Genomic DNA, 23,791 nt, shown 5'->3' on the forward strand with positions numbered 1-23,791 from the left:
AACAGAGGCAGACAACCCTCCTAAAGACCTCTCAAAAAAAATGGGTCAAAATTACGCAAAGTGTTACAAAACGTAACCTAATCTCTAGACTTTGCCCACTTTACCCCCGTGTAAACGCCATACCCCACCGCAGCAGAAGCCGCCACAACCCCTGCAATGGGAAGCGTAACCGCCGTTGTGGTCGTAAAACCAATTACCCCTAAAATCCCAGGTGCAGGGGCCGTCACCGTCGCTACAGTCACAGAACCCGGAATCGCAGCAGCCGCACTCGCTAACCCGGCAATCGTTGTTTCTTCTAACATCGTAATAATACTCCTTAAATAAACTTAACCTTGAACGTCCGTCTTTAACTTCTGCTTCAACCTGCCAAATTACGTAAGTCGTTACAAAAGTTAATCAAAGCTATTCCGGAATCCCAGTGGCGGCACTCGCTAACCCCGCAATCGCCTTTTCTTCCAACATGGTTGCAATACTCCTTCACGAAAGAAAATTAACGCCGAACTTCCGTCTTTAACTTCTGCTTCAACTCCCCAGAAGTCGGGAGACGGTCGATCTCATTTAACAAACGGGACAGAGACTCAGAATTCTTGCGATCGCGGTATATCTCCAACAACAAAGTCTCCAACCCCACCTTCGCCAACGCATCGGCAATTAACCCCGTAATCCCCAACATCGCCAGACCACCGAGCATCCCCGCCGGCCCGCCTAAAAACGCCAGAGCAGAGGTAATCGCCGCCGCCCCCGTTAACCCCGTAGCCGCCATCGTAATTACCAAAATGACCCCCGGTAATCCCAAGGCCGCCACCTTCTTGACAACTTCATCCATAATTAAATCTGAAAAGAGAAAGAAAGAGGGAGTTAGGCAAGCATTCAGCAGACTTCGTGGAACTCACCTAACCTCACTTAGATTAACCCTAATCGTAGATGACTGTCAACCCAAATCTCATTTAAATATAAAAATAAGATACAATTAACCCACACAGCCACCCAAAACACCCATGCTCCCCAAAACCTTCATCCTCCAAGCCGCCAAAAAATTCAACCTCTCAGATCGAGAATTGGAAGTCCTCACCCGCGCCTTAGAAGGAGAGTCCGTCCAAGACTTAGCCCAAGAATTGGGAGTCACCAAAGCCGCCCTCCAGAAGCGTTTAGGCGAAGTATATAACAAATTCGACATCGGCGGAGGCCGCGGCCCAGGCAAACTCGCCCGGTTACAACAGCTATTAATGGAAGAATACCAAAAACACACCAGCCAACAGTCCACCCCCTCAACCCGCCCCTCCACCATCGACTGGGGCAACACCCCCCACCCTCAGCCCATCTATGGCCGCCAAAGCGAATTACAACAACTCCAAGAAATCATCCTCACCAAAACCCCCTCTGTCGTCGGCATTTGGGGAATGCCCGGCATCGGTAAAACCGCCCTAGGGGTGCGCCTCCTACAACACCTCGCCCCCGAATTCGAGCAGGGGATATGGCGTGATTTTTCTCATTTAAATGAGATAATTCCCACCCTCACCCCCCAAACCTTACTCATCATCGACAACTGGAAAGGGGATAAAACCGCCCTAAAGCCCCTAAAAGCAGGTTGTGTCGTCTTATTGAGTCGCACCCCCTTGGGAGAAGAAGTAAAAGAAACCCTCCATCTCGAAGGGTTAAGTGATGACGCAGTGCGTCTGTGGGTAGAGCAACAGGGGTTATCCCCCAACGACTCCCAGTTACAAGAGTTAAGTCACCCCTACGGCAACCACCCCTTAGCCTTAAACCTCCTCCTCCAAACCATCCAAGACGACTGGGAGGGGAATATTACCGCCTTTTTAAAACAAAATACCCTCGCCTTAGCCAACTTAATCGAATCCTACCTCAAAAAACACCACAGCAATCTATCAGAAACAGGCCGCAAAATTCTCACCGCCTTAGCTGTGCAAACCCAACCCCTCACCCTCACAGATATTCAACGTTATTTCACCAGTTTAGATGAATTACAAGAATTACCCGAAATTGTCCAAGAATTAGCCGCCCAAACCCTACTCAAAAAAGACCCTTCCGAAACCTACACCCTCCACCCCAACCTCCGTAACCCCATCACCCAAATCTTCATCGCCAAACAACTCAACCAACGAGGCTATAAACACTATTGTCAAGGCAACTTACACACCGCCAAACAGTCTCTCCTACAAAGTTTAGACTATCAAAACGACTTCCCCCACGCCCATTATAACTTAGGCTCAACCTACGAACAGTTAGGGGAAATCAACGCAGCGAGAGAGCAGTATCAATTGGCAGCCAATTCCCATAGTAAAGCTACCCATGCAGCTATTAGTAACTTATCCCGTTTAGAGATATTAGAAGGAAATATACAAGCAGCCATTGAACAAATTTTAGCCATCCTCCCCCAAGTCACCAAAACCGGAATCCAAGCCTCCTTATACAAAAATATCGGTTGGGCGTATTTAACCCAAAATGACTATAAAACAGCCCTAGCTTATTTACAAACTGCCTTAGAATTAGACGAAAAAAAAGCTACAACGCATTTTCTCTATGCCCAAACCCTAGAAGCCCTCAATCAGTTTACCGAAGCCCAAACCTACTGGCAAAACGGCTTAAACCATCTCCCCACCCAATCCCAATTCGGCATTACCTGGCAGCCTCCAGAGTTAATGGCTTGGCGAGTTTTAGCATATCAACGGTTGCAAACTGTCTCCCCTTCAAAGAGTAAGAAAAGTTAAGGGGTTTGGATTAGAAATTCCTTGACTTTTTTCTAAAAAAGGGGTATTCTAGATAATGAGAAATAGTGCCTGTCCTGCAACCTCCCTTTTCTACATCAAAAAACTGTAAACATTCAGATATTGCTGATCGGTTCGTAGTAAGCCCTAAAGGGCTTACCCCTTAGACTTGTAACAGCTAGATGTTGAATTATCTTATTAATCACCCAACCTGTTTTCAACAGGTTTAAGCTCTTAGCCTTGGGTTTCAACCCAAGGCGCATTAAGGTAACATTACCTTAATACTTACGAAAAATTTATTGTCTAGGAATTAAATATGGCTAAAACCAATACAGACTTAACCAAAATTGAAACCTTCATGGCCCGTCTTGACAATAAAATGGATCACCTCGATCAAAAGATGGATAACCTAGAGAAAAACATGGAGGTACAATTCACAGAAGTAAAGGGAGAGATCAAGCGACTCGATCAACGCATTGATGACACTCGTATTAGCCTCGAAAAACGAATTGAAGACACTCGTGTTAGCCTCGAAAAACGCATTGAAGACACCAATACTCGCATTGATGACAGTAACTCTCGACTCAATACCTTTACCATCGGCTTTTTTGGTATATTAGGAATTTTGGTCACAGGAATTTTAACCGTATTGGGGAAATTAGTCTTCTTTTCCGATCCCCCTTTAGCTGTAATTGAGATAATGCTAAATTATTAATTCAATGAGCTTATAACTGTAAGCATTCAGATATATTTATACGTTCGTAGTAAGCCCTTTAGGGCTTCTTTACCCCTTAGACTTGTAACCACTAAATTTTGAATTATCTTATTAATCACCCAACCTGTTTTCAACAGGTTTAAGCTCTTAGCCTTGGGTTTAAACCCAAGGCATATTTATCCCATTATTTAATAAGTGGGAACAATGGGATCATCATCGTCATCATCCGTTCCATTTTGATAAATGACCGAATTGTCTAAACCGAAACCCTCCGTATTCTCCGGTAAACGAGCAGCTTGTACCGTTCCCCCGCAACCCAAAACCAGCAGGGTGAGTAAGACCAAATATTTCATTTCTAGATTCTCCAATTCAAAACGAGTGAATCGGGAAAAGCAAGCAGGCCCGCAATACTTTTTGTTCCCTTACTAACTAACCGGGGGGTAGCGGAAAAATTATGCAAAAATTGGGCAATTTTTTTGAGACTCTCCTATCCCAACCCCCCTAAAAGCCCCTCCCTGCTTGAGTTACACCCCTTCAAAAAAAATTTTGACTCCCCACTTCAGACCCATTTACCCCCGGCCCCGCTTCAACGGGATATCATAGATTTAATTGAAACCATTGTCATTTATAAGTTACCCCAAGCCAGTCGGGAGGAGATTGCAGCCATGTTAGGATTAACCGATTTAAAACAAACCCGCTTTTATCAAGATGCTTTTGAAGAAGGACGTGAAGAAGAAAGAAAAAATGTTCTTCAAAACTTGCTGAACCGAGGCAATAGTCCTGAAGAAATTGCTGAATTGGTTAATCTTCCGTTAGAGACGGTGCAACAAATTGTCAATGAATTAATATGAAATCCGCTTGATTTGTATTAAATCAAGTTATTCTAAATTTATTCTAAGCCTTATTGCAAGCCCTAAAGGGCTTACTACGAACTTATAAGGATTAACCGGATGTCATATAAGGTGATTTTTCTGACTGTCTTAACGCAACCCCGCACAAGTAAACCCAGCCCAATAGTAAGGATGAGCAAAGGGGAATTCCTCTTGCACTAAGCGTCTCAGACTTTTTCGCACTTGGCGGTTACTGAGACTGACTGACCGTTTGCGGGTTTCCTCGGCTTGGCGAAACCGTTGCTCTAAAAATGCCTCTAGGGTGGGCTGATACTCCTGTGCAAGGGTGTCTCCTGTGAGGGTGCGGAGGGTGCTTTGGGCGTGTTGGAGTGCTGCCGGACGACAAGCCCCTTGATGACGGTAGCGGTGGTAGAAGATGGAAAAGAGGGCGGTGGCGATGTCGTCAACGGCCCATAAACTGCTGATCACGCTTCTGGCCCCAGCACAGAGAAACCCTGTGGATAAGGTGAGGAGATCATCGCTAATTTCTGCGACTCCTAACCCGGTTTCACAGCAGGAGAGGAAGACTTCGGCGAGGTGGGGGAGTCGCCAAGCGGGGGTCATGAGTTGCCCCAAGGTAATGGTCCCATCGCCGAGGTGTAGGGTAGATTCTAGGGGTTGATCTAGGCGGGTTTGGGCGTGGTGACTGGCGAGGAGGACGTTGATCTGTTGTTGTTGGAGGAGGTGGCGATAGTTGTGGACGGTGGCTTGGCTGCGGCCTGTGAGTCGGTGGGTGGGGGGGATGTTGTAGAGGGTGGCGACTTGTTGCCCTTCAAATTGGGCGCAGGGGAGGTCTTCGGTGGCATCTTCGATGATGGCGTAGTTTTGGGCGGTGAGGGGGGGCCGTTGGTGGCAAAAGTCGAGGACTTGGCAACTGGGGAGGATGCGGAGGAGGAATTTGTCGCTGAGGTGGTAGTTGGGACGCAGGGGTAAGGCGGCCCAGGGAATTTGATGGAGGTAGAGGTGGGGGATGATGATGAGTTCTTCGATGGTTTGCAGATATTGTTCAATGAGGGGGTTGAGTTGTAGTCGTTGGGCGAGTTGGTGGAGGAAGGGGGGGATTTGTTGTTGCCATTGTAGCTTGGTTTGGGGGGCGGCTTGGGGTTGACAGGCTTCGGCATAGGGGGTTAACCATTGGTTTTCAATCCATGTTTGCAAGGTTTGGTAGTTTTGGTCGGGGAGGGGGTAGTGGTGAATTTGGGTTTGGGTGACGATGAAGATATAGGTGGTGTCGAGGGTGGTGTAAAAGCTGAGGATGGCGGTGGTGCGGTGGTCGATGAGGGTTTGTAGGTGGTCTAGGGTGGGGGTGTGGTTGTGTAGTTGTCCGGCGAGTACGGGGTCGAGGTGGCGTATTTCTTGCCAGAGGTCTTGTTTTTCGACTTCTAGGTTGTTGATGCTATGGTTGAAGGCGGCGAGGGCGGCACGGTTGGCGGTTTGGGGGGTTTGCTGGTGGGGGTGGAGTTTTTTGCGGAGGTTTTGGGCCCGGAGACGGACGCGATCAATTTGGCGTTGCAGTTGGTCGAAGCGGTGTAGGGTGTTTTGGAGATGGGGGGGGAGGTTGTCTTGGGGGGAGAGGGTTTGACTGGCCATGAGTTCGACGAGGTAGCGGGATCGGGATTTTTCGCTGTAGAGGAAGGCTTGCTGGGGTTGGCCGTTGCGGATGAGGGCTTCGATGAGGCTATCGTAAAGGGGGGTGGTTTGTTCTCGGAGAATTTGCCGGAGGTCGTCGGTGAGGGTTTGGCTGTAGATGTGGTCTGCGGCTTCTAGGGCGAGTTTATAGCCTTGGATGGCTTTTGACCAGTTTTGGGCTTCGAGGGCGGCTTCTCCGAGGTTACGGGCGGTTCTGAGGCAGTCTTGGGGGTGGGTTTGGGGTTGGGTGATGGTGAGGGCGGCTTGAAAGGCTGCGATCGCGCTTTCAATTTTACCATCACTCTGATAGCTATTCCCTAGATTATTCTGCACCATGGCCCATTCTTGGGGATAGTCTTCGGGGTTATAAATTTCTAGGGCCGCTTGATAGTGGTGAATGGCAAGGATGAGTTTTTCGGGTTGCTCTTCGTATAGGCTGGAACTATAGACCTTGCCTAAGTGGTTTTGCAGAGATGCCCAGTCTTCGGGATATTGGTCACGAGTTCGCACACTTAACGCATCGTGGTAGTAAACGAGGGCTGTTTCAAGGTTTTTGGCTTCATCTCCGGTAAGGCGATCGCAATACACACTCCCCAAGTTTAATTTAACATTAGACCAGTCTTCTAATGATTCTAACTGGGCGTAAATCTGGAGGGCGTTCTGATAATATGCGATCGCTTGTTCTTGATTTTCTGCACTATCCCCATATTGGCGATCGACATAAATCATTCCTAACAAATTTTGGAGTTTTGCCCACTGCGCTGGATAGTCTTCTTGGGTATGCACTTCTAAGGCATTTTGACAACATTCAATGGCCATTTCTTGATTGTCCCACCAATCCTCTTGTAGTCTATCCTTATAGACAAAGGCGAGTTGATATTGTGTGTCTGCCCAGTCATAGGGAAAATACTCTCGTTGGCGTACTTCTAAAGCAATATTAAGCTCTTGTAGAGCTAATTCTAGATTATCACTTCGTTGGCCAATTTGACGAGAATAATACGCATAACCTAAGTTATGATGAATCATTGCCCAATTCAACGGATCAAACTGTTTTGAATAAGTTTGTAACGCGCTTTGGTAATGATGAATTGTTTTCTCTATGGTTTCTTTTTTCGTCCCTTGATTAGACTGTAAATATAACGTCCCTAAATTATTATGAACTAATGCCCAAATCTCCGGATAGTTTTCAGGGGTACACCATTCTAGAATGTCTTGATAGTGTTGTAAAGCAATTTGTTTATTTTTCTCAATTCTACCTCGTTTTCGCCATTGAAACGCATAGGCTAAGTTTAGTTTTATTTTACCAAAAATCTCTAAATCGTCGTTTGGTTGAAGCACTTTTAAAACTGACTCACAAGCATTTATGGCTTTTTGTCGATTCTTTTCTATATTGCCCTTATAGCTTTTTAAATAAGCAACAGATAAATTTATTTGAAGTTTAATCCAAATTCCTATAAATTCGTTTTCACTACATCCCTGTAATCCTAAATTATAAGATTCAATTGCTTTTTCAATATTGTCTATCCTTTCTCCTTTTAATCGGTTATAATATGCCCATCCTAAATTATTATAACTCAGTGAATAATTTTCAGGGTAGTCTTCTAGGGTAAAGACTTTTAGAGTTGCTTGAAAAGCTGCGATCGCATTTTCTAAATTATCAAAACGTTCCCCTTTCAACCTCGCCATATAAGCAATCCCTAAATCATTTTGAATTTCTCCCCAAGTCTCTTGATTTAACTCAGACAATTGATTAAAATCACAAAACTGCAACGCTCTTTGATAACATTGAATGCCTGCTTCTAAATCTTCACTACTATAATTTAATTGAAACTTTTCATAATAGCGAGACGCTAAAGCGTATTGATTCCTAAACCAATCATCCCAAAATTCTATGGGAGTATAAACTCGTAAAGCATTCTGAAAAAGTTGAATTGCTTTTTCGATATTCTCTAACCGATCTCCAAAATTAGCATCAGTATAAAGAAATGCTTTTTCACTCTGTAACTCGACCCAATTTTCTGGATACTTGTCATAAGTAAAAAAATGTTCTAAAACCTTATATCCAGCTAAAGCAACCTCTAAATTAATATCTTCATCTCCTTGAGTAAAAAGCTGCATCACCCAACAAAAATAACTAATACACAGTGCATTTTGATAGGCTGTTTTACCGTCTTCTTCTTTTAAAACTGCTTGCACCCCATAATGATAAAAGAAATCTCGAAACTCTAAGGTTATTTTATCCAAATTTTCTGCTAAAACTTCTTTCACCAATTGAATATAATCATTTTCTTGTTCAATAATACCTAAAGCAATAAAGAAAAACTCATAATAGTCTATTTTTTTGTTCAAATCTTGGTCTAAATACTCAATTACCCAATCAATCTGTTGATCAATCCATTGATAGGATAACTGATCCTCTGCTTCTTGGTACTCTTGGGCAATATTTTGTAATAACTCTAACAGCGTATCGTCAATTAAATGACTATTATTTTGTAAAACTTGTGCCTCCTCCCCATCGGCACAACTAAATAGTTTATCAATTAACTCATTGTAGGATTCTATACTGTTAGCTTCCATACTTCTCTAATCCTAGAAAACTCATCTAAATTTTACCATATTTGCACCTTAAAAAAATCACCCACTACTCCTGAGACCAAAGATTTTTCAATTGATGCCAAAATTGTTCAATAACCTCGATATTAAGAGAAACAACCGACTCCTCAACCTGAGTTTCCCGTTGTATCCCCATCTCTAAAACTTGTCCTTGGCCGGATAACACATCTTGCACTAAATACGGTTGCTCTGGGGGTGGGTCTTGGCGGTAAATTTGCTCTAATTGGGTTATAATTTCCGTGAGGGAAAATTGACTTAACTGTTCTCTCACTTGTTGTATAATGGGATCAGTCCCTTGAGTTAAAAGATTAGTCGCAGTTTCTAAGCGAAATAGATAGTCTATAAACTCATCCAGAGATTGTAATTGGTTGCGGTAAATAGTGGGAGAAGATACTGTAATATCTAACCTTGGCATAAACCCTAATAACTCCCCTTCCGTCAAAGACTCCGAAAACTGAACAAATAAATATCCTAGCCGATCTTCTGTTGCTTCGGGAGGGAAAGAAAATAGCTCCGGGTTTTGCACAGGCCGACATTCGATTGTACCAATATGAGTTAGTGTAAGGGGGGCAATATCTTGATACGCAAATAACCCCCCATGGGGATGAAATTCACATTCAATGAATTGCCACTTACAATAACTTTGCACCGCATAAACCGCTAAACTATTCAAATAAACTCGTTTCCCCACCGCTTGTTTTTGGGGAGTTTCAGCAAACTGCATGGCCTCACTTATCACCTGACGGGCAAACTCGTGGGCTTCACGACCTAAAGGAATAGTTATACTAGGAAATGTCGGATTAGTCATCATGCTCTAAAATATCGTTAGCCAGGGTGCGGAGTAAAGGGAGACAGTTACGTTTCCAGTGGGAATTGAGGGTTTGATAGTTAATTTCTAAATCCCGCGCAATGGTGCTTATTTTATCCGGTGGTTGTTTTAACAAATGTCGCTGTAGCAAAACTTGACAATTGGCCTGAGAATATTGCTTGGGATGACAAGATTGTAACTTGCCTTCTGGATCAGTTGTGATATAGTTGCGTAACTGTATCCCATAATCTTCTTGCTGTTGTTGCTCTAACTGCTCAATATACCGATCTAACCCCGTCAAACTGGGACTTTTAAACCCCGTCTCCGGTAACAAGTCCAGCCATTCCTGTTCCCCCCTGGCTTCATTTAAACTCACCTCCTTTCCCCTTTGTCCATATAAGTCCTTAATGCGCCAAAATAAATAAGCATTAATCCATTGAGCTAACCGAGTGGGTACATCCGGTAAACTCGCATCAAATTGCTCGCAGAGATAGGTATTCACCCAAACCCAAGTTTGATTTAAGGCCGCTAAATAATCGGGATGGGTAGATTTTCGTAACTGGGGGAGGTGTTGCAACTCCCCCAACAGACGATTCATTAACTTGCGTCGTTTTGGACTCCTGAGAGACAACTGACAAATCTCTCCGATTAATTGCGTTAACATATCAAGTTATCTGGCCACCCTTTCCGGTACTCTCTATCCCTTGGTTATCATAGTCTTTTATGCTCGCATACTTTTGAGCCAAGACTATCCCTTAACCGCACATAAAACCATCTGGGACTTCCTCCAAGCCATTTTTGCACCGGATCAGTATATGCTTGGTGGGAATTGCTACCTGTGGCAAAGGCCCTTAGTCGGGTTGCACGTCATTAGGGCCTCAGATCAAAGCAGGAATGCGATCGCAGCATAACTCAACATTCAAAACGACAACGTAGTCCGCAATCCTACCATCAAAATTGGCTCGCTCCCGGCATTATGACCCGGATTGAGCAACAAAACTACCCCAGGAGTCAGGGTGATATTGGGAGATAACCGCGATCGATAAAAGGCTTCCAAATGATAGGTGCTGTCTCGCCGTCCCCCATTGGTATTGGTGACTAAATTCCCCTCAAAAATGCTCGGTAAATTGCCCGCTAAAACCCCATTAGACGACTTGACCGTAGAGTTTGGTGGTAGTGGAAAATTGATTATCGCTGAGGAAATCAATGCGGCTTTCTAGGTTATTGATTTGGCTGTCGAGGGTGGCGATTTCGGCTTCAAACTCTTGGGTTAGACGGCGCAGGATTTCTAAGTCGGCACGGGTGACAATATCGGCGTTGTCTGTGAGCAGGGTTTCGAGGGTGTTGGCGCAGGCGTTGAGTCCGGCAGCGAATTCGTAACGGGTGAGGGGGCGTTGGCCGTCGAATGTGCTGTCGGGGTAGCCTTGGAGACAGTCATAGCGTTGTATGAGGTCGTTGAGGGCGGTATAGGCCCAGTCGCTGGGAGCAACATCCCTCAGTTGATTGACGCTGGTTATTTGGCCCATGCTGTCGGGGCTGAGGAGGTCGGCGGCTTGGGCGGTGGCAGAGGTTGTTAGGGCAAGGGTGATGATAGCAGTTAACGGAATTGAGTTCATCGACGGGTTCACGGTGACAATGGGTTTTTTGAATTTTGGACTATGCGGGATATTGGGTATCGCGTGGCTGCGATTGATCCCCCCCCAGCCCCCCTTAAAAAGGGGGGAGCCGAGCAAAGTGCTAATAGTAGGGTGCGTTAGCGGAGCGTAACGCACCGTTCGGACAGTGGGATGGTGCGTTACGGCTAATAGTAGGGTGCGTTAGCGGAGCGTAACGCACCTAATAGTAGGGTGCGTTAGCGGAGCGTAACGCACCTAATAGTAGGGTGCGTTAGCGGAGCGTAACGCACCTAATAGTAGGGTGCGTTAGCGGAGCGTAACGCACCGTTCGGACAGTGGGATGGAGCGTAACGCACCGTTCTAATAGTAGGGTGCGTTACGGCGGCATGAATATTAATGGGTGGGTTCATCAACGGGTTCACAGCTTGGCATGGTGCGTTACGGCGGCATAAACATTAATGGGTTGGAATTGACCCTTTATCGCCGCCTAACGCACCCTACATCACCTGTGCGGGTTATTGATACAAGCCCGGTGTCCAGGTGGGGATGATGCGGGTATGTACCCCGTTGGGTCGGAATTGTTGGGGTTGTTGCCCCTGGGAACGCAGCGCGGCTTGTCCTGCGCCGCCTAGTTCGGTGAGGGGTTCGGGGGTGGTGAAGTTGGTGGCGGTGAGTTCGGGAATGTCTGTGGTTGAAGAACCTGTGGTTGAAGAACCTGTGGTCGGTCTGATTCTAAGACTTAATGTTTGCATTGGATGTCGTACACCAGAAACCCGGTTTCTTTTTTTCAATCTTGGTTTTTGTCCCAAATTGAACGCAGAAACCCGGTTTCTACCCCCTAAAACCCCTCACCTTGGGTTAAAACCCAAGGCTGATAGCTAAAACCCGTTGAAAACGGGTTGAGGTTTCAATGGGTAGTCGTACACCAGAAACCCGGTTTCTAAACCCTGGGGGGTAGGGTGGTTACGCTTTGCTAACGTACCTTTTTATAGCGATCGCACCTTTAAACAAATTCTGAGAGAGAATAACTCTGAGGAAGATGAACAATGTGATCTCGATATTCGTTTCTAAATGATACAAAAGCAAGGAGAATGAGTTCATCAATATTTTGACCTACTGTTAATTTGGGATTCCAAATAAAAATTCCCGGTACATGGCGATCGCGATCAAGGTGTTCGGCTAAATGAACAGGCATTGAAGTACGATTATTTGTAACCAGAACAAAATCATATTCTTCACACCAAAGCAATATTTCTGGATCGAGAGTTCCTTTTGGAGGTACAGACAATTCACCAATTTCACAAACCATTAGATCGGGCTACCGCCGTCGCAACTGATTTTTATAAATTGGATTCATATTCTCGTCTAGTAAATAACTCAGCATTATTTTCTTTTTTCTTTGCTTCTTGTTCTGCCCTCAATTTCCGCAAGCGCAGCATTGTTGGTGTGGGATTGAGTTCTTGGGCTTTACGCTGTTGGTGTCCCCATTCCAACCAATCAGTAATATATTTGCCTACGGTTTCTTTATTTTGCAAATAATAAAGTATTGTCGCATAAACTTGCTCTAAAGAAATCGTAGAAAAGCAATTTACGATTTCTTCAGGAGTCCGACTGCGATAGATATACTCATAAAGAACGTTTTCAATCCCTACTCTCGTTCCTTTGAGACGAATATCATCAGGACGTTGAAAATTAAAATACTCTTCTAGCTGCATTGTCTTTCTCCAGCGATCGCCTTTTTTTAGTATAACAATGGTTTGAGCGATCGCGTTTTACTACAATAACCCAAAACTGCGATCGCGTCTTAGCAATATTTCTATATTTTACTCTCATATAGCGTTTTCATCAGAGTTGTAAACTGACTGGTTTGGCAAAGGGACCAGGGAACTCCGGAACTGGGGGAGGTGTTGCAACTCCCCCAACAGACGATTCATTCACTTGCGTCGTTTTGGACCCCTCAGAGACAACTAACAAAGTTCTCCGATCAATTGCGTTAACCTATCAACTTATCTAGCCACCCTTTCCGGTAATCTCTATCCCTTCGTTATCATAGTCTTTTATACTCGCCTACTTTGACTATCCCTTAACCGCACATAAAACCATGTGGGACTTTCTCCAAGCCATTTTTTCCCCGGACCAGTATATGCCTCATGGGAATTGCTACCTGTGGCAAACGCCCTTAGTCTGGTTGCACGTCATTAGTGATGGACTAATTGCGATCGCCTACTTTTCCATCCCTGTCCTATTAATCTACTTCCTCCACAAACGCCGAGACATCTCCTTTCCTAAAGTATTCATACTCTTTGTCGCCTTTATTCTCTCTTGCGGCATTGGACACCTCCTAGACGTATGGACCCTCTGGCATCCGGCCTATTGGTTATCCGGCATAGAACGAGCCGGAACCGCCCTCATTTCCTGCTACACTGCCGTAGAAATGGTCAATCTCTTTCCCCGTTTCCTCTCCCTGAAAACCCCCGAACAACTGGAAATAGTGAATAAAGTCCTGCGCCAAGAAGTAGAAAACCGCAAGGAAGCCGAACAAACCCTCCAGAATATTATTGCAGGGACAGCAGCCGTCACCGAAGAAGACTTTTTTCCCGCCCTCGTCCAACATCTAGCAGAAGCCCTCGATGTGGACTATGTGCTAGTCTCAGAAGCCATTGGCAGTCCCCCAGAAGACTTGCAAACCCTAGCTATTTCAGCCCATAAAGAACTCATCCCCAATACTAGCTATTCTCTCGCCGGGACTCCCTGTGAAGTGGTGATCACTGAGGCTAAATACTGCCAATATCCCGAACAAGTACAAGACCTATTCCCAGAAGCACCCTTACTCAAACCCATGGAAGCGGCCAGTTATTTCGGAGTCCCCCTATTAGATAGTCAAAATCACGTCATTGGCAATCTGTGTATTGTCCATACCCAACCCCTCAGCTTAGACGAGAGAACCCAAGGTTTAATGCAAGTCTTTGCGGCCCGGGCCGCCGCCGAACTTCAGCGACAACGGGCCAAAGAAGCCCTTTCTAAGGCTTACGATGAACTAGAGATGCGCGTTGAAGAACGCACCGCCGAACTCTTGGCCACCAATGAAAGTCTCGAAACCGAAATCAAAAGTCGCATGGCCACAGAAAAAGCCCTGAAAAATAATCGCACCTTTTTAAACCAAGTGTTAAATGCCGTAGCTGATCCCATCTTCGCTAAAAACCAAGAACACCGCTTCACTATGGTCAATAATGCCTTCTGTGAAATGCTGGGGCTATCTCAAACGGAAATTCTCTGGAAAAACGATGCAGAATTAAAAATACTTCCCGCCGAAGAAATCAAACATTTCTGGCACTGTGACGACCAAGTGTTTACCTTAGAACAACTGCTTGAAACTGAAGAAACCTTAACTCTCGACGGTGAGGTTCATACTCTGAACACCAAAAAGATGCCCTTTACAGATGGGAGGGGAGATTTATCCTTGGTGGGAGTTATCCAAGATATCACCAGTCGCAAACAACTCGAAGAAGACTTACGACGGATGGCAGAACAAGAACGGAGTCTCAAAGAGGCCGCTAATGCTGCGAACCATGCGAAAAGCGAGTTTTTGGCTAATATGAGTCATGAGTTACGCACCCCCCTCAACGCCATTTTAGGCTTTACTCAGTTAATGCAGAGCGATAGTAGTCTCTCGGAACGACAACAGCAACATCTCGACATTATCAACCGTAGTGGGGAACATTTACTCACCCTGATCAATGATGTCTTGGAAATGTCCAAAATTGAGGCGGGACGACTGGAACTGGATGCTGAACCCTTTGATTTATCCTATCTACTGGAGAATCTCCAACAGATGTTAAACCTGAAAGCGAAACAGAAAGGCATCTTCTTGGCCGTTGAATCGGCCTCAGATGTTCCCAACATCATCATTACGGATGAACGGAAACTGCGTCAAGTGTTGATTAATTTGCTGGGGAATGGGATTAAATTTACTGCCCAAGGGGAGGTAAAACTAACGGTTACGTCTGCGAGTCAACCGTTACAGGAACAGAAGACAGATACCCTTTATCTGAACTTTACCATTGAAGATACGGGGCCCGGTATTGCCTCGGAAGAACAAGAGCAGCTATTTGAAGCCTTTACCCAAACCCAAACGGGACTACAATCGCGGGAGGGGACTGGGTTAGGGTTGCCTATTAGTGCTAAATTTGTGCAACTGATGGGGGGAGAGATTGAAGTGGATAGTGTCTTAGGAGAGGGGACTCGCTTTTGCTTTACCATTCCGGTTCAAGTGAGTAATTTGCAACAGGTGCAACGGTCTAATTCCCCGGTGTTGGAGTTGCCGGATGATGTGGAGGATTACCGGATTTTACTGGTGGAAGATCGACCGACAAACCGCTTATTGGTGGTGAAACTGCTGCGACGAGTGGGGTTTCAAGTGAGAGAAGCGGTGAATGGGGAAGATGCGATCGCGCTTTGGCAGTCCTGGCACCCCCATCTCATCCTCATGGATATGCGGATGCCTGTAATGGACGGGTATCAGGCCACCCAGGCGATCCGTCAACAAGAACAACAACAGCAACAGACTCCTATTCCCATTATTGCTTTGACGGCCAGTGCTTTTACTCAAGAACAAAGCAATATTTTAGAGGCTGGCTGTCATACGATTATTAGTAAGCCCTTCCGAGAAACTGAACTCTTAGAAACGGTGGCAGAATTCCTCGATTTATCCTTCACCTCAGCAGAGGAGTCTCCTGCTGCTTCTCCCCCAGACTCCCTTCCCCCCACTCCGGAGCAGTCGGAAAATACTGATCTTCAAGGGATGATCGCCAAGATGCCCTCTAACTGGCAAGAACAACTTTATTATGCAGCTGCTCAAGGGAGTGATAATATACTCTTTCAACTCATTGCTCAGATTCCGGAACAGGATGCAGAGTTAACTGAACAACTCACTCACTATACGCTCTCGTTTCAATTTGATAAAATTATTGCTATGGTTGAAAGTCCCTAAATTCGGCATTTAACACCCTGGAAAAGCCTCGGTTTTCACGAGATTTTCACGGGATTTTCACAAGTTTATCCCTAAAATGGAGTCAGTCCACGTAGTCATTTTTTCATTTTTTCAGGTTCTATGGCACTAGATACCGATTTTTCTGATTCAAGCGATCGCAACCCTAATTCCCAATCTAACCTGTTGCTAACCCCTCAACCCCAGTCCCAAGACTCCCCATGGCAAGCCGATATCCTCATTGTTGATGACACCTTGGACAATCTCCGCCTACTCTCCACCATGCTCCATCAACAAGGGTACAATGTGCGCAAAGCCGTCAATGGACAGATGGCCCTAACCGCAATCCGTACCATTCCCCCGGATTTAGTGCTGCTCGATATTATGATGCCAGACCTCAACGGCTACGAGGTGTGTGACATTCTACAAAATGACCCCAACACCGCAGACATTCCCATCATCTTTCTGACAGCCTTAAATGATGCTTTTGATAAAGTGAAAGCCTTTCAAGTAGGAGGTGTGGACTATATTACCAAACCCTTTCAACTCGAAGAAGTCTTAGTCCGAGTCCAACGGCAAATTGCCTTTAACCGGGCAAACCAGGAAATTCGTCAATGGAATAATTGTCTCGAAGAACGAGTCCAACAACGTACCCAACAACTCGAAGATGCGGTACAAGAGTTACACTTGGAAATTACAGAACGGAAACGAGTCCAACAACAGTTACTAGAGTTAGCCCACCACGACTATTTAACCGGACTGCCCAACCGGGGCCGCTTCTTAGATCAACTCCAGGAAGAACTAGAGAAAGGTCACCACACCCCTGACTATCAATTTGCCCTCTTGTTTCTTGACTGCGATCGCTTTAAAGTCATTAATGATTCCTTGGGCCATAGCGTTGGGGATAAATTATTAATTGCGATCGCGCAACGCCTCATACACGACCTCGCCGGACCCGACGCATTAGCCCGCATGGGAGGCGATGAATTTGCCCTGCTCATCCCCGATATTAGCAAAGCCCAAGATGTTTACGCCTTAGCCGAATATCTCCTAGGATTATTTGAAACCCCCTTTTTTCTCCAAGGGCGAGAAATCTATATTAGTGCCAGCATTGGCATTGTCTTCGGGACCCACGACTACCAACAACCCGAACATCTCCTGCGCGATGCCGACAGTGCCATGTATCAAGCCAAAGCCACCGGGAAAGGGCGTTACGAAGTCTTTCACCCCACCATGCACAGTGCCGCCCTCGAAACCCTACAACTCGAAAATGACCTCAGACGGGCCATCGAACGCCAAGAATTTTTAGTCTATTATCAACCCCTCGTTGATCTCCAACAAGGTAAAATTATGGGGTTTGAAGCCCTCGTCCGGTGGCAACATCCCCAAGAAGGACTCCTCACCCCTGCCCGGTTTATCCCCGTCGCCGAAGAAACCGGACTCATTCTAGAAATTGGTCAGCAGGTATTAAAATCTGCCTGTCAGCAACTACGAGACTGGCAAAACGCAGGACAAGTTTCAGCAGATATCTGCATTAGTGTTAATTTAACCGCCCATCAATTTGTCCAAGCCAACTTAGTCCAAACCATTGATAAAATCTTAGCCGAAACCCAACTCAACCCCGCCAACTTAAAATTAGAAATCACCGAAAGTGCCATAATGGCCAACACCCAACTGGCCGCCACCACCTTTCAACAACTGCGAGACCGCAACATTCAACTGAGTATTGATGATTTTGGGACAGGATATTCCTCCTTGAGTTATTTGCACTCCTTCCCCGTAGATATACTTAAAATTGATAAATCCTTTGTGCAAACTTGGCAAGGAACACCCGAAACCCAAGGACTCATTCCCACCATTTTAAGTATCGCCCAAACCATGGGCATGATGGCCATTGCCGAAGGCATCGAAACCCCCCAACAGTTACAGCAGTTGCGGTCCTTAAACTGTCCCTATGGTCAAGGGTTCTGGTTCTCTCAACCTGTTCCCCCAGAGGAGGCCGTACAATTATTGGCTCAGGAATGGTAAGGGGTAATGGATCATTGGTAATAGGCATTGGTGACAAGTTAAGATAACCTGTCTTTTCTCAAATGTTTAGGGGCATCGGGAGATATTAGCTGACAAAATTGGTTTAATGGGGGGTGAAGTTGTACTTCAACCACTGTTTACCTTTTGCGAGAATGACTTATGAAACTTTCCTCTTTGCTTGTGGTTACGGTTTTGGGAGTGACGGGGGTGGGGGTTGTTGCGTGTCAAGGGTCTCGCGTGCAAACCTGTACTATGGTCGAAATTGAAGATGCGGAATTTGAAGTAGATGTGGGGGATGTGGATATAGAACGGGGAGAAGTCGAAATGAACTGTGGCCGGGATGTAGTGGATGTCCGGTGGACTGAAATTCATCGTACACTCAAAGTTGATCCCGGCCAGTATAAGGACAATATCAGTGGGTTTCAACAACAAGTCACCTGTTATAAAGACTCCTCGAAGAAAAAAGAAGTCATGTGTAAGCGCACCAACCAAAAACAACTCTATCCCTTGCCTTTCTCTTACGATGATTAATACGATGATTAAATTGTAGGTTGGGTGAAGCGCAGCGTAACCCAACATCCCCAAGTAATCAACTACAAGCCTATATTGTAAGCTCTAAAGAGCTTACTACAAGCCTATATTCTAAGCTCTAAAGAGCTTACTACGAACCTATATTCTAAGCTCTAAAGAGCTTACGCTGTTCCCTGTTCCCTGCTGTTCCCTATTCCCTGTTCCCTTGCCTCATAAACAAATGAACACTTTTTCAGCAAGCCCTAACTAGGCGAGTGAGATTATCGTGTCAAAGAAAATTCTGCAAAAAATCATCTGGACAACAGGGATTCTCTTAGTTTTATTACCTGTTATCCTGTATGGGGGACTGGCCATACAACGTCCCCCTCGGACTCCCTTAGAAAAACAATTATTTTCCGGTATCACCTATCAACGTATTCCCTACGATAAACCCCGTCCCTTCTTACTCCATCTGATCACCGTTGATCTCAAAACTCCTGGACTGGAATTCTTTGTTAGTCCTGCGGTGAAAGCACCTAATGAACGCTGGAAGTTTCCCGCCCAGACGACTACCACATTTTTAGAGAAATATCAACTTAAATTAGCCATTAACGGTAGTTTTTTCACCCCTTTTTATACCAAACATCCCCTCGACTATTACCCAAAACCGGGGGAACTGGTGTATGTGCAAGGCCAGTCTATTTCGGGTGGGATAGAATATTCTCCCCCTGGGAATGGGTGGACGGTGCTTTGTGTCACCCCTCAACAGACCGTAGAAATTGGGGGGGTTAGCTGCCCGTCTGACACCGTTCAGGGGTTGGCTGGGGGGTATCAACTCATTGAGGGGGGAAACCCTGCGAGAACGTTCACAGAAGACGAACAGGATAATCTATATCCTCGGACTGCGGTGGGGGTAGATGGGACAGGAGATACTCTTTATCTTGTGGTCATTGATGGTCGTCAACCCTGGTATAGTCAGGGGGTGAGTTTAGCCGAATTAACAGATATTTTATTAGAATTGGGCAGCGATCGCGCCCTCGTCCTCGATGGAGGAGGATCAACAACCTTGGCCATCGAAGACAACGGCCAACCCAAACTCCTCAACTCCCCCATCCACACCCGCATCCCCCTGCGTCAGCGTCCCATCGCCAACCATCTCGGCCTCACCGTCAAATAAACCCATCTCCTTTCTCCTGCCTTAACACACCTCATCGGGTTTCACATCCGCCAACTTTACCTAATCTTTAAAAAACCAGAGAATTTTGTGAAGATTGTATCAAGATGTTCCTCACCCACTTTTATTAACCCCAGAAATGACGCTTAATACAGAAGTAGAGAAACCGCAACCCCAAGGGGTTCGGTGCAAGGGTTTAATCATAGGTATAAGGGTTTAATTGTAATGGCTACAAGCAAAATTTGCTTGTAGCCATTATCCGTGAAGGGGCTAAAACTCCCCAACCCTGACCCTAAACCCTTTAACTTTACCCAATCTTTAAAAATCCCTCCTGTTTTGTGAAGATTGCATCAAGATCAGTCTAACCCGCTTTTCAAGCCTAAAAGAATATTGCTTAATAGAAGAAGAAAGATGCCCAAGGGTATCGGGTGTAAGGGTTTAATCATACTGCTACAAGCAAATTTTGCTTGTAGCTGTTGTCTTTTTAGCCTCAGAACGCAAAAGTCCCTATCGCCATTGTTTATCCTCTAAATTGCGTAACTGTCGTTCCAAGCGGTCAATACGCCCCCGCAACTCATCCAACTCGGACTGACGAGGGACCCCTAAATCTTGTAAGACATGGCGCATTTGTCGCTGCATTCGTTCTTCAAACTGACCTTGATCAGTTTTCAGCTTATCAACGACCTCATCCATCATCATCCGGGCCTGGTCGGGATCGATTTTACCCTCTCGGACCCACTGGTCGCCGACTTCCCGCAACCTTTCAGCCACAAAAGAAGTCGTTCCCACGCCCATCATTAAAAGTTCTTGCATCCAGTTGTTGTTGTTCTCCATGCTCTCATCTTGGCAACCAACATCTTTATCATGGCACAATTGCCAATAGATAGTGAGAAGAAAACAATGGTCATTGAATGGCTACAGTTTCGAGTGAACCCTGAACACCGAGAACAATTTGTCCAACAGGATGCCGAAATCTGGACTCCGGTATTAGCCCGTTATCCGGGATTTAGCGGGAAAGAGGTGTGGGTGTCCCCCGACTCCCCAGAAATTATTATCATTATCCGTTGGGAGACTCGTGAACAGTGGAAAGCCATTCCCGAAACCGTTTTAATAGAAACTGAAGCGAAATTTGCCCAAGCAATGGGCAATACCTACGATCTCGTCGAAGGTAAAGAATATCAACTCCGTAAGTTCCCTTATCGTTTTCAGGAATAATGCCCACTTGTCCCCGTTGTGAACAACTGATCACCCAAGACGCGATACAATGCCCCCATTGTAAAGTGCAGTTAAAAGCCTTTGGTCATCCCGGTATTCCCCTCCATCAAGCGACGGGAGAGGACTATTTATGTGCCACTTGTTTATATGATGCGGATGATTCCTGCACCTATCCCCAACGGCCCTATGCCAAAACTTGCACCCTGTATCATCATGTGGATGATCCCCTAGAGGAGGAGTTTCAATACCAAGTGAGTCCAACCCGACAAGTCCGGTACTGGATGAGTCGGAATCGCGGTTGGTTGCTGATTTTGGGGCTTTTTCTGGTTTGTGTGTTGGTGGCCTGGTTGAATTGAAGTGAAGATAGAGGAGACAACAGAAAACTATGTCTGGTTTAGCAAATTTACAAAAACGCTTTTTTGCTTGGGGGATGTCCCGGGCCAATGATGCGGATAGTGATGGGGTTAAATTAAAGGATTGTGATGATCATGAGAGTTTAGGGGAGTTAAAAGCGGCCCTCCTCAACTCAGTCCAAGGGAGAGTGGTGGAAATTGGCCCTGGTGCAGGGGCCAGTTTTGCCTATCTTCCCAAGGATATCCAGTGGATTGGCATTGAACCTAATCCCTATATGCACCGTTATCTGCAAGAGGAAGCGCGAAAACAGGGGATTGAGTCGGTGGAGGTGTATGAAGGGATGGCGGAGAAACTGCCGTTAATAGATGAGTCGGTGGATACGGTGGTTGGCATTCATGTGCTGTGTTCGGTGGGTGATGTACAGGAGGCATTAGGGGAAATTCGGCGCGTTTTAAAGCCAGGTGGGGTGTTTGTGTTTCTAGAACATATTGCTGATCAACGGGGGAGTTGGAATCGACGTTTACAAGATGCGATCGCGCCTGTCTGGAAAGGCTTATTCGACAATTGCCATCCCCATCGAGAAACGGATCAAGTTCTGCAAGCACAAGGCTTTGAGAGGGTGGATGAGGAGTATTTTCGCCTCTCTTTCCCCAATTATTCGCCCCATGTGGCCGGGGTGGCCCGGAAGTCTTAAATGGGTAATGGGTAATGGGTAATTGGTGATTAGGAATTGGTGATTGGTAATTGGTGATTAGGAATTGGGAATTGAACCACTCCAGACACAGAGGACACAGAAATAGAGGAGATGGGGAAAACCCAGAAAAAAGAACCAAGCACAAATTAATTATCCATTCTGTTAAAAACTTAGCCTTGGGTTGAACCCCAAGGCATATTTTCTTCTGTTATCCGGCAGAAGTAGCGGGTTTTTGAGTTACACGAGGTGTATCTAGGGAGAGATTTTTGTTTTTCTTGTCTTCCATTTCCGGGACAAACTCAATATGGTTTAAAAGTGTTGTCACAAACGCAAACAGCAAGAAGGGGAGAGACACCACCAAAATGATCCCCACCGCTAGAAACGCATAGGCTTGTTGGGTACTACTCCAGAGTGCTACAGTAGTAGCAAGACTAATAAAAATGACAATTAACCACACAATGATTTGTCCATAAATATCACCAAAGGTGAGAGTGCAGTTTAAACGATACTTGGGGATTTCGTTTTCCATGAGAACTCCTGTAATACTTCTTTACAAAATTATGGCCAGCTTTTCTCGTTTTTAGACGATCACTTCAAGTTTTGAAACAGTTTTCAACATGATTTTACATTCTGTCGAACTTGAGCCAGTATAATTACTGATAGGCTAACGGGAGTTTTTCCCTACTTCATTGGGCTACAATACACCATTCATGGAGTTCGTAGGTTACACAGTTATTTTTAATCAGGGGGTCCTGGGCGACAATATCCTTTGCTTGTTCGAGGGAGTCTGCTAAAAAGAGTAGCATCCCTCCACCGTAGTCTCCCCAATATCCTGTTTTAGCTTGGTGTCCCTGTTCTATGAGTTGGCGAACATAGGCCACATGATACGGAACATACTGGTCAAAGGTTGCTTTGTCAACAATTCCTTTTTCAATCTTAACAAACCAAGGCATCGTCAATTTGAATCGTAAATAGTATAATTATAAACCGAAAAGACCCAGAAATCCTAGGCGATTGTACTAAAAAATTGTACTAAAAAAATGTCAGTGCCTAAATTAAACGAATGATCCCTTTGGAAATTAGCTGCAACTCCTTTTCTTCTGTCCTGCTTCTTGTTCGGTCAATTTAACGATAATTTTACCGTCCTACTGAATTAAAAACATGGTATTCAAACCCCGCTTCTTCATTGCCCTCTTACCTCCCCCCAATCTGCAAAAGGAAATTAATCAAATTAAACAACATTTTGCCGACCACTATAACAGCAAAAAAGCCTTTAACGCTCCTTCTCACATCACTATCTTTCCCCCCTTTCTTTGGCCAGAGGAAGACACCCCCAGACTAGAAACCCATCTCGAACAATTTGCCCAAAACACCCCCCAACTCCCCATTATCTTATCCGGCTTTGGTGCATTTAAACCGCGAGTGATTTTTATTCACCCCGAAAAAACACCGGAATTAGTCACCCTTCACCAACACCTCAACGACTATTTACAAACCCACCTCTCCCTACAAGACGAAAAAGCCAAAACCCGTCCCTTTGCTCCCCATATTACCGTTGCGTTTCGAGACCTCAGCAAAAGCAACTTTAAAGCCGCCTGGCCTCACTTCAAAGATCAATCCTTTGACCATCAATTTACTGTCTCTCAATTAACCCTCCTGCGGCATAATGGAAGACATTGGGAAATTTACCACAACCTTCCCTTTCAAAGAGAACACAAACCAGTTAGTTGATAGGTTTGAGTTGGCGATTGAACCACAAAGACACAAAGGACACAAAGAGAGGAGTCAGGAGATGGGGGAGATGGGGGAGATGGGGGAGAAATTAGTTTATT

Annotated in this window: 26 protein-coding genes and 1 pseudogene; 12 read left to right on the forward strand and 15 right to left on the reverse strand. The window is 45.5% G+C overall.

The genetic code is table 11. From position 1 onward, the window contains the following. Positions 1 to 77: 77 nt before the first annotated feature. Together PN462_RS09590 and PN462_RS09595 are read right to left on the reverse strand one after the other, a co-directional pair. The gene (locus PN462_RS09590; RefSeq protein WP_272127917.1) at positions 78 to 302 is read right to left on the reverse strand and encodes a hypothetical protein; all 225 of its coding nucleotides are present in this window, start codon (positions 300 to 302) and stop codon (positions 78 to 80) included. Positions 303 to 490: 188 nt separating this feature from the next. Next, complete coding sequence (locus PN462_RS09595; protein ID WP_272127918.1) at positions 491 to 826, reverse strand: hypothetical protein; 336 nt, start codon at positions 824 to 826, stop codon at positions 491 to 493. A gap of 172 nt (positions 827 to 998) precedes the next feature. Between PN462_RS09595 and PN462_RS09600 the strand changes: the two genes are divergently transcribed. Both PN462_RS09600 and PN462_RS09605 read left to right on the forward strand, forming a co-directional pair. Continuing rightward, on the forward strand, positions 999 to 2,729 hold the full coding sequence (locus PN462_RS09600) for a tetratricopeptide repeat protein (protein WP_272127919.1): 1,731 nt from the start codon (positions 999 to 1,001) through the stop codon (positions 2,727 to 2,729). Positions 2,730 to 3,042: 313 nt separating this feature from the next. After that, positions 3,043 to 3,441, forward strand: a complete 399-nt coding sequence (locus PN462_RS09605) for a hypothetical protein (protein WP_272127920.1) — start codon at positions 3,043 to 3,045, stop codon at positions 3,439 to 3,441. Positions 3,442 to 3,629: 188 nt separating this feature from the next. On the opposite strand, the gene PN462_RS09610 is transcribed toward PN462_RS09605, so the two are convergent. Beyond that, entirely contained in the window at positions 3,630 to 3,794 is a 165-nt protein-coding gene (locus PN462_RS09610) for a hypothetical protein (RefSeq protein WP_272127921.1), read from the reverse strand. 207 nt (positions 3,795 to 4,001) lie between these two features. Between PN462_RS09610 and PN462_RS09615 the strand changes: the two are divergent. Next, a pseudogene (locus PN462_RS09615) lies at positions 4,002 to 4,292 on the forward strand (DUF2887 domain-containing protein); the annotation flags it as partial. 129 nt (positions 4,293 to 4,421) lie between these two features. Here the strand turns inward: PN462_RS09615 and PN462_RS09620 are convergent. The 3 genes from PN462_RS09620 to PN462_RS09630 all read right to left on the reverse strand — a co-directional run bounded on the left by PN462_RS09620 (position 4,422) and on the right by PN462_RS09630 (position 10,045). Next, entirely contained in the window at positions 4,422 to 8,537 is a 4,116-nt protein-coding gene (locus PN462_RS09620) for a CHAT domain-containing protein (RefSeq protein WP_272127925.1), read from the reverse strand. Positions 8,538 to 8,601: 64 nt separating this feature from the next. Then, entirely contained in the window at positions 8,602 to 9,384 is a 783-nt protein-coding gene (locus PN462_RS09625; RefSeq protein ID WP_272127926.1) for a DUF1822 family protein, read from the reverse strand. Further along, positions 9,374 to 10,045 carry a hypothetical protein gene (locus PN462_RS09630; RefSeq protein ID WP_272127927.1) on the reverse strand — a complete coding sequence of 224 codons (672 nt, stop codon included), beginning with the start codon at positions 10,043 to 10,045 and terminating at the stop codon, positions 9,374 to 9,376. The genes PN462_RS09625 and PN462_RS09630 overlap by 11 nt, the downstream gene beginning before the upstream one ends. Before the next feature lie 73 nt (positions 10,046 to 10,118). On the opposite strand from PN462_RS09630, the gene PN462_RS09635 reads away from it, so the two are divergent. Further along, a complete protein-coding gene (locus tag PN462_RS09635; RefSeq protein WP_272127928.1) occupies positions 10,119 to 10,292 on the forward strand; it encodes a hypothetical protein in 174 nt (57 codons plus the stop codon). An 8-nt stretch (positions 10,293 to 10,300) separates the two neighbouring features. Here PN462_RS09635 and PN462_RS23490 read toward each other — a convergent pair whose 3' ends face one another. From PN462_RS23490 to PN462_RS09660, 6 genes are all read right to left on the reverse strand, one after another. After that, positions 10,301 to 10,588, reverse strand: a complete 288-nt coding sequence (locus PN462_RS23490; protein ID WP_443029122.1) for a carbohydrate porin — start codon at positions 10,586 to 10,588, stop codon at positions 10,301 to 10,303. Beyond that, complete coding sequence (locus PN462_RS09640; protein WP_272127930.1) at positions 10,527 to 10,997, reverse strand: iron uptake porin; 471 nt, start codon at positions 10,995 to 10,997, stop codon at positions 10,527 to 10,529. The genes PN462_RS23490 and PN462_RS09640 overlap by 62 nt, the downstream gene beginning before the upstream one ends. Positions 10,998 to 11,512: 515 nt before the next feature. Next, the gene (locus PN462_RS09645; RefSeq protein ID WP_272127931.1) at positions 11,513 to 11,749 is read right to left on the reverse strand and encodes a hypothetical protein; all 237 of its coding nucleotides are present in this window, start codon (positions 11,747 to 11,749) and stop codon (positions 11,513 to 11,515) included. Between the two features lie 251 nt (positions 11,750 to 12,000). Next, the gene (locus PN462_RS09650) at positions 12,001 to 12,306 is read right to left on the reverse strand and encodes a hypothetical protein (RefSeq protein WP_272127932.1); all 306 of its coding nucleotides are present in this window, start codon (positions 12,304 to 12,306) and stop codon (positions 12,001 to 12,003) included. Positions 12,307 to 12,337: 31 nt separating this feature from the next. Next, entirely contained in the window at positions 12,338 to 12,712 is a 375-nt protein-coding gene (locus PN462_RS09655) for a DUF433 domain-containing protein (RefSeq protein ID WP_272127933.1), read from the reverse strand. After that, positions 12,690 to 12,830, reverse strand: coding sequence for a hypothetical protein (locus PN462_RS09660; protein ID WP_272127934.1), 141 nt, complete (start codon positions 12,828 to 12,830; stop codon positions 12,690 to 12,692). Before PN462_RS09660 ends, PN462_RS09655 begins: the two co-directional genes overlap by 23 nt. Before the next feature lie 268 nt (positions 12,831 to 13,098). Between PN462_RS09660 and PN462_RS09665 the strand changes: the two genes are divergently transcribed. From PN462_RS09665 to PN462_RS09680, 4 genes are all read left to right on the forward strand, one after another. Continuing rightward, positions 13,099 to 15,987 carry an ATP-binding protein gene (locus PN462_RS09665; RefSeq protein ID WP_272127935.1) on the forward strand — a complete coding sequence of 963 codons (2,889 nt, stop codon included), beginning with the start codon at positions 13,099 to 13,101 and terminating at the stop codon, positions 15,985 to 15,987. A 120-nt stretch (positions 15,988 to 16,107) separates the two neighbouring features. Next, the gene (locus tag PN462_RS09670) at positions 16,108 to 18,012 is read left to right on the forward strand and encodes a two-component system response regulator (RefSeq protein ID WP_272127936.1); all 1,905 of its coding nucleotides are present in this window, start codon (positions 16,108 to 16,110) and stop codon (positions 18,010 to 18,012) included. Positions 18,013 to 18,171: 159 nt separating this feature from the next. Continuing rightward, positions 18,172 to 18,543 (forward strand): hypothetical protein, encoded by a 372-nt coding sequence (locus tag PN462_RS09675; protein WP_272127937.1) that lies wholly within the window; start codon positions 18,172 to 18,174, stop codon positions 18,541 to 18,543. 265 nt (positions 18,544 to 18,808) lie between these two features. Next, positions 18,809 to 19,699 (forward strand): phosphodiester glycosidase family protein, encoded by an 891-nt coding sequence (locus PN462_RS09680; RefSeq protein WP_272127938.1) that lies wholly within the window; start codon positions 18,809 to 18,811, stop codon positions 19,697 to 19,699. 504 nt (positions 19,700 to 20,203) lie between these two features. Here the strand turns inward: PN462_RS09680 and PN462_RS09685 are convergent. After that, the gene (locus PN462_RS09685) at positions 20,204 to 20,530 is read right to left on the reverse strand and encodes a phasin family protein (protein WP_443029123.1); all 327 of its coding nucleotides are present in this window, start codon (positions 20,528 to 20,530) and stop codon (positions 20,204 to 20,206) included. A gap of 66 nt (positions 20,531 to 20,596) precedes the next feature. On the opposite strand from PN462_RS09685, the gene PN462_RS09690 reads away from it, so the two are divergent. Genes PN462_RS09690 through PN462_RS09700 form a run of 3 tightly spaced genes read left to right on the forward strand, consistent with a single transcriptional unit; the run spans position 20,597 to position 21,959 of the window. Further along, positions 20,597 to 20,911, forward strand: a complete 315-nt coding sequence (locus PN462_RS09690) for a TIGR03792 family protein (protein ID WP_443029131.1) — start codon at positions 20,597 to 20,599, stop codon at positions 20,909 to 20,911. Continuing rightward, positions 20,911 to 21,267 carry a zinc ribbon domain-containing protein gene (locus tag PN462_RS09695; RefSeq protein WP_272127941.1) on the forward strand — a complete coding sequence of 119 codons (357 nt, stop codon included), beginning with the start codon at positions 20,911 to 20,913 and terminating at the stop codon, positions 21,265 to 21,267. Before PN462_RS09690 ends, PN462_RS09695 begins: the two co-directional genes overlap by 1 nt. Before the next feature lie 29 nt (positions 21,268 to 21,296). After that, entirely contained in the window at positions 21,297 to 21,959 is a 663-nt protein-coding gene (locus PN462_RS09700; protein WP_272127942.1) for a class I SAM-dependent methyltransferase, read from the forward strand. Positions 21,960 to 22,167: 208 nt separating this feature from the next. Here the strand turns inward: PN462_RS09700 and PN462_RS09705 are convergent, their stop codons facing one another. After that, the gene (locus PN462_RS09705) at positions 22,168 to 22,488 is read right to left on the reverse strand and encodes a hypothetical protein (RefSeq protein WP_272127943.1); all 321 of its coding nucleotides are present in this window, start codon (positions 22,486 to 22,488) and stop codon (positions 22,168 to 22,170) included. A 157-nt stretch (positions 22,489 to 22,645) separates the two neighbouring features. After that, positions 22,646 to 22,912: a YciI family protein gene (locus PN462_RS09710; protein ID WP_272127944.1), complete on the reverse strand. Its 267-nt coding sequence runs from the start codon at positions 22,910 to 22,912 to the stop codon at positions 22,646 to 22,648. Between the two features lie 208 nt (positions 22,913 to 23,120). Here PN462_RS09710 and PN462_RS09715 point away from each other — a divergent pair, with 208 nt between their 5' ends. Next, entirely contained in the window at positions 23,121 to 23,690 is a 570-nt protein-coding gene (locus PN462_RS09715) for a 2'-5' RNA ligase family protein (RefSeq protein ID WP_272127946.1), read from the forward strand. The last annotated feature ends 101 nt before the right edge of the window (positions 23,691 to 23,791 follow it).

The organism is Spirulina sp. CS-785/01 (assembly GCF_028330525.1).
In the GTDB taxonomy this organism is placed as follows: domain Bacteria; phylum Cyanobacteriota; class Cyanobacteriia; order Cyanobacteriales; family Spirulinaceae; genus JAQMSD01.

Coding starts and splice junctions, on each gene's coding strand:
- PN462_RS09715 (WP_272127946.1), top strand. CDS start 23,121: ATGGTATTCAAACCCCGCTTCTTCATTGCCCTCTTACCTCCCCCCAAT.
- PN462_RS09685 (WP_443029123.1), bottom strand. CDS start 20,530: ATGGAGAACAACAACAACTGGATGCAAGAACTTTTAATGATGGGCGTG.
- PN462_RS09690 (WP_443029131.1), top strand. CDS start 20,597: ATGGTCATTGAATGGCTACAGTTTCGAGTGAACCCTGAACACCGAGAA.
- PN462_RS09660 (WP_272127934.1), bottom strand. CDS start 12,830: ATGAGAGTAAAATATAGAAATATTGCTAAGACGCGATCGCAGTTTTGG.
- PN462_RS09600 (WP_272127919.1), top strand. CDS start 999: ATGCTCCCCAAAACCTTCATCCTCCAAGCCGCCAAAAAATTCAACCTC.
- PN462_RS09700 (WP_272127942.1), top strand. CDS start 21,297: ATGTCTGGTTTAGCAAATTTACAAAAACGCTTTTTTGCTTGGGGGATG.
- PN462_RS09695 (WP_272127941.1), top strand. CDS start 20,911: ATGCCCACTTGTCCCCGTTGTGAACAACTGATCACCCAAGACGCGATA.
- PN462_RS09625 (WP_272127926.1), bottom strand. CDS start 9,384: ATGATGACTAATCCGACATTTCCTAGTATAACTATTCCTTTAGGTCGT.
- PN462_RS09595 (WP_272127918.1), bottom strand. CDS start 826: ATGGATGAAGTTGTCAAGAAGGTGGCGGCCTTGGGATTACCGGGGGTC.
- PN462_RS09645 (WP_272127931.1), bottom strand. CDS start 11,749: ATGCAAACATTAAGTCTTAGAATCAGACCGACCACAGGTTCTTCAACC.
- PN462_RS09665 (WP_272127935.1), top strand. CDS start 13,099: ATGTGGGACTTTCTCCAAGCCATTTTTTCCCCGGACCAGTATATGCCT.
- PN462_RS09650 (WP_272127932.1), bottom strand. CDS start 12,306: ATGGTTTGTGAAATTGGTGAATTGTCTGTACCTCCAAAAGGAACTCTC.
- PN462_RS09675 (WP_272127937.1), top strand. CDS start 18,172: ATGAAACTTTCCTCTTTGCTTGTGGTTACGGTTTTGGGAGTGACGGGG.
- PN462_RS09610 (WP_272127921.1), bottom strand. CDS start 3,794: ATGAAATATTTGGTCTTACTCACCCTGCTGGTTTTGGGTTGCGGGGGA.
- PN462_RS09710 (WP_272127944.1), bottom strand. CDS start 22,912: ATGCCTTGGTTTGTTAAGATTGAAAAAGGAATTGTTGACAAAGCAACC.
- PN462_RS09590 (WP_272127917.1), bottom strand. CDS start 302: ATGTTAGAAGAAACAACGATTGCCGGGTTAGCGAGTGCGGCTGCTGCG.
- PN462_RS09670 (WP_272127936.1), top strand. CDS start 16,108: ATGGCACTAGATACCGATTTTTCTGATTCAAGCGATCGCAACCCTAAT.
- PN462_RS09640 (WP_272127930.1), bottom strand. CDS start 10,997: ATGAACTCAATTCCGTTAACTGCTATCATCACCCTTGCCCTAACAACC.
- PN462_RS09705 (WP_272127943.1), bottom strand. CDS start 22,488: ATGGAAAACGAAATCCCCAAGTATCGTTTAAACTGCACTCTCACCTTT.
- PN462_RS09655 (WP_272127933.1), bottom strand. CDS start 12,712: ATGCAGCTAGAAGAGTATTTTAATTTTCAACGTCCTGATGATATTCGT.
- PN462_RS09620 (WP_272127925.1), bottom strand. CDS start 8,537: ATGGAAGCTAACAGTATAGAATCCTACAATGAGTTAATTGATAAACTA.
- PN462_RS09630 (WP_272127927.1), bottom strand. CDS start 10,045: ATGTTAACGCAATTAATCGGAGAGATTTGTCAGTTGTCTCTCAGGAGT.
- PN462_RS09605 (WP_272127920.1), top strand. CDS start 3,043: ATGGCTAAAACCAATACAGACTTAACCAAAATTGAAACCTTCATGGCC.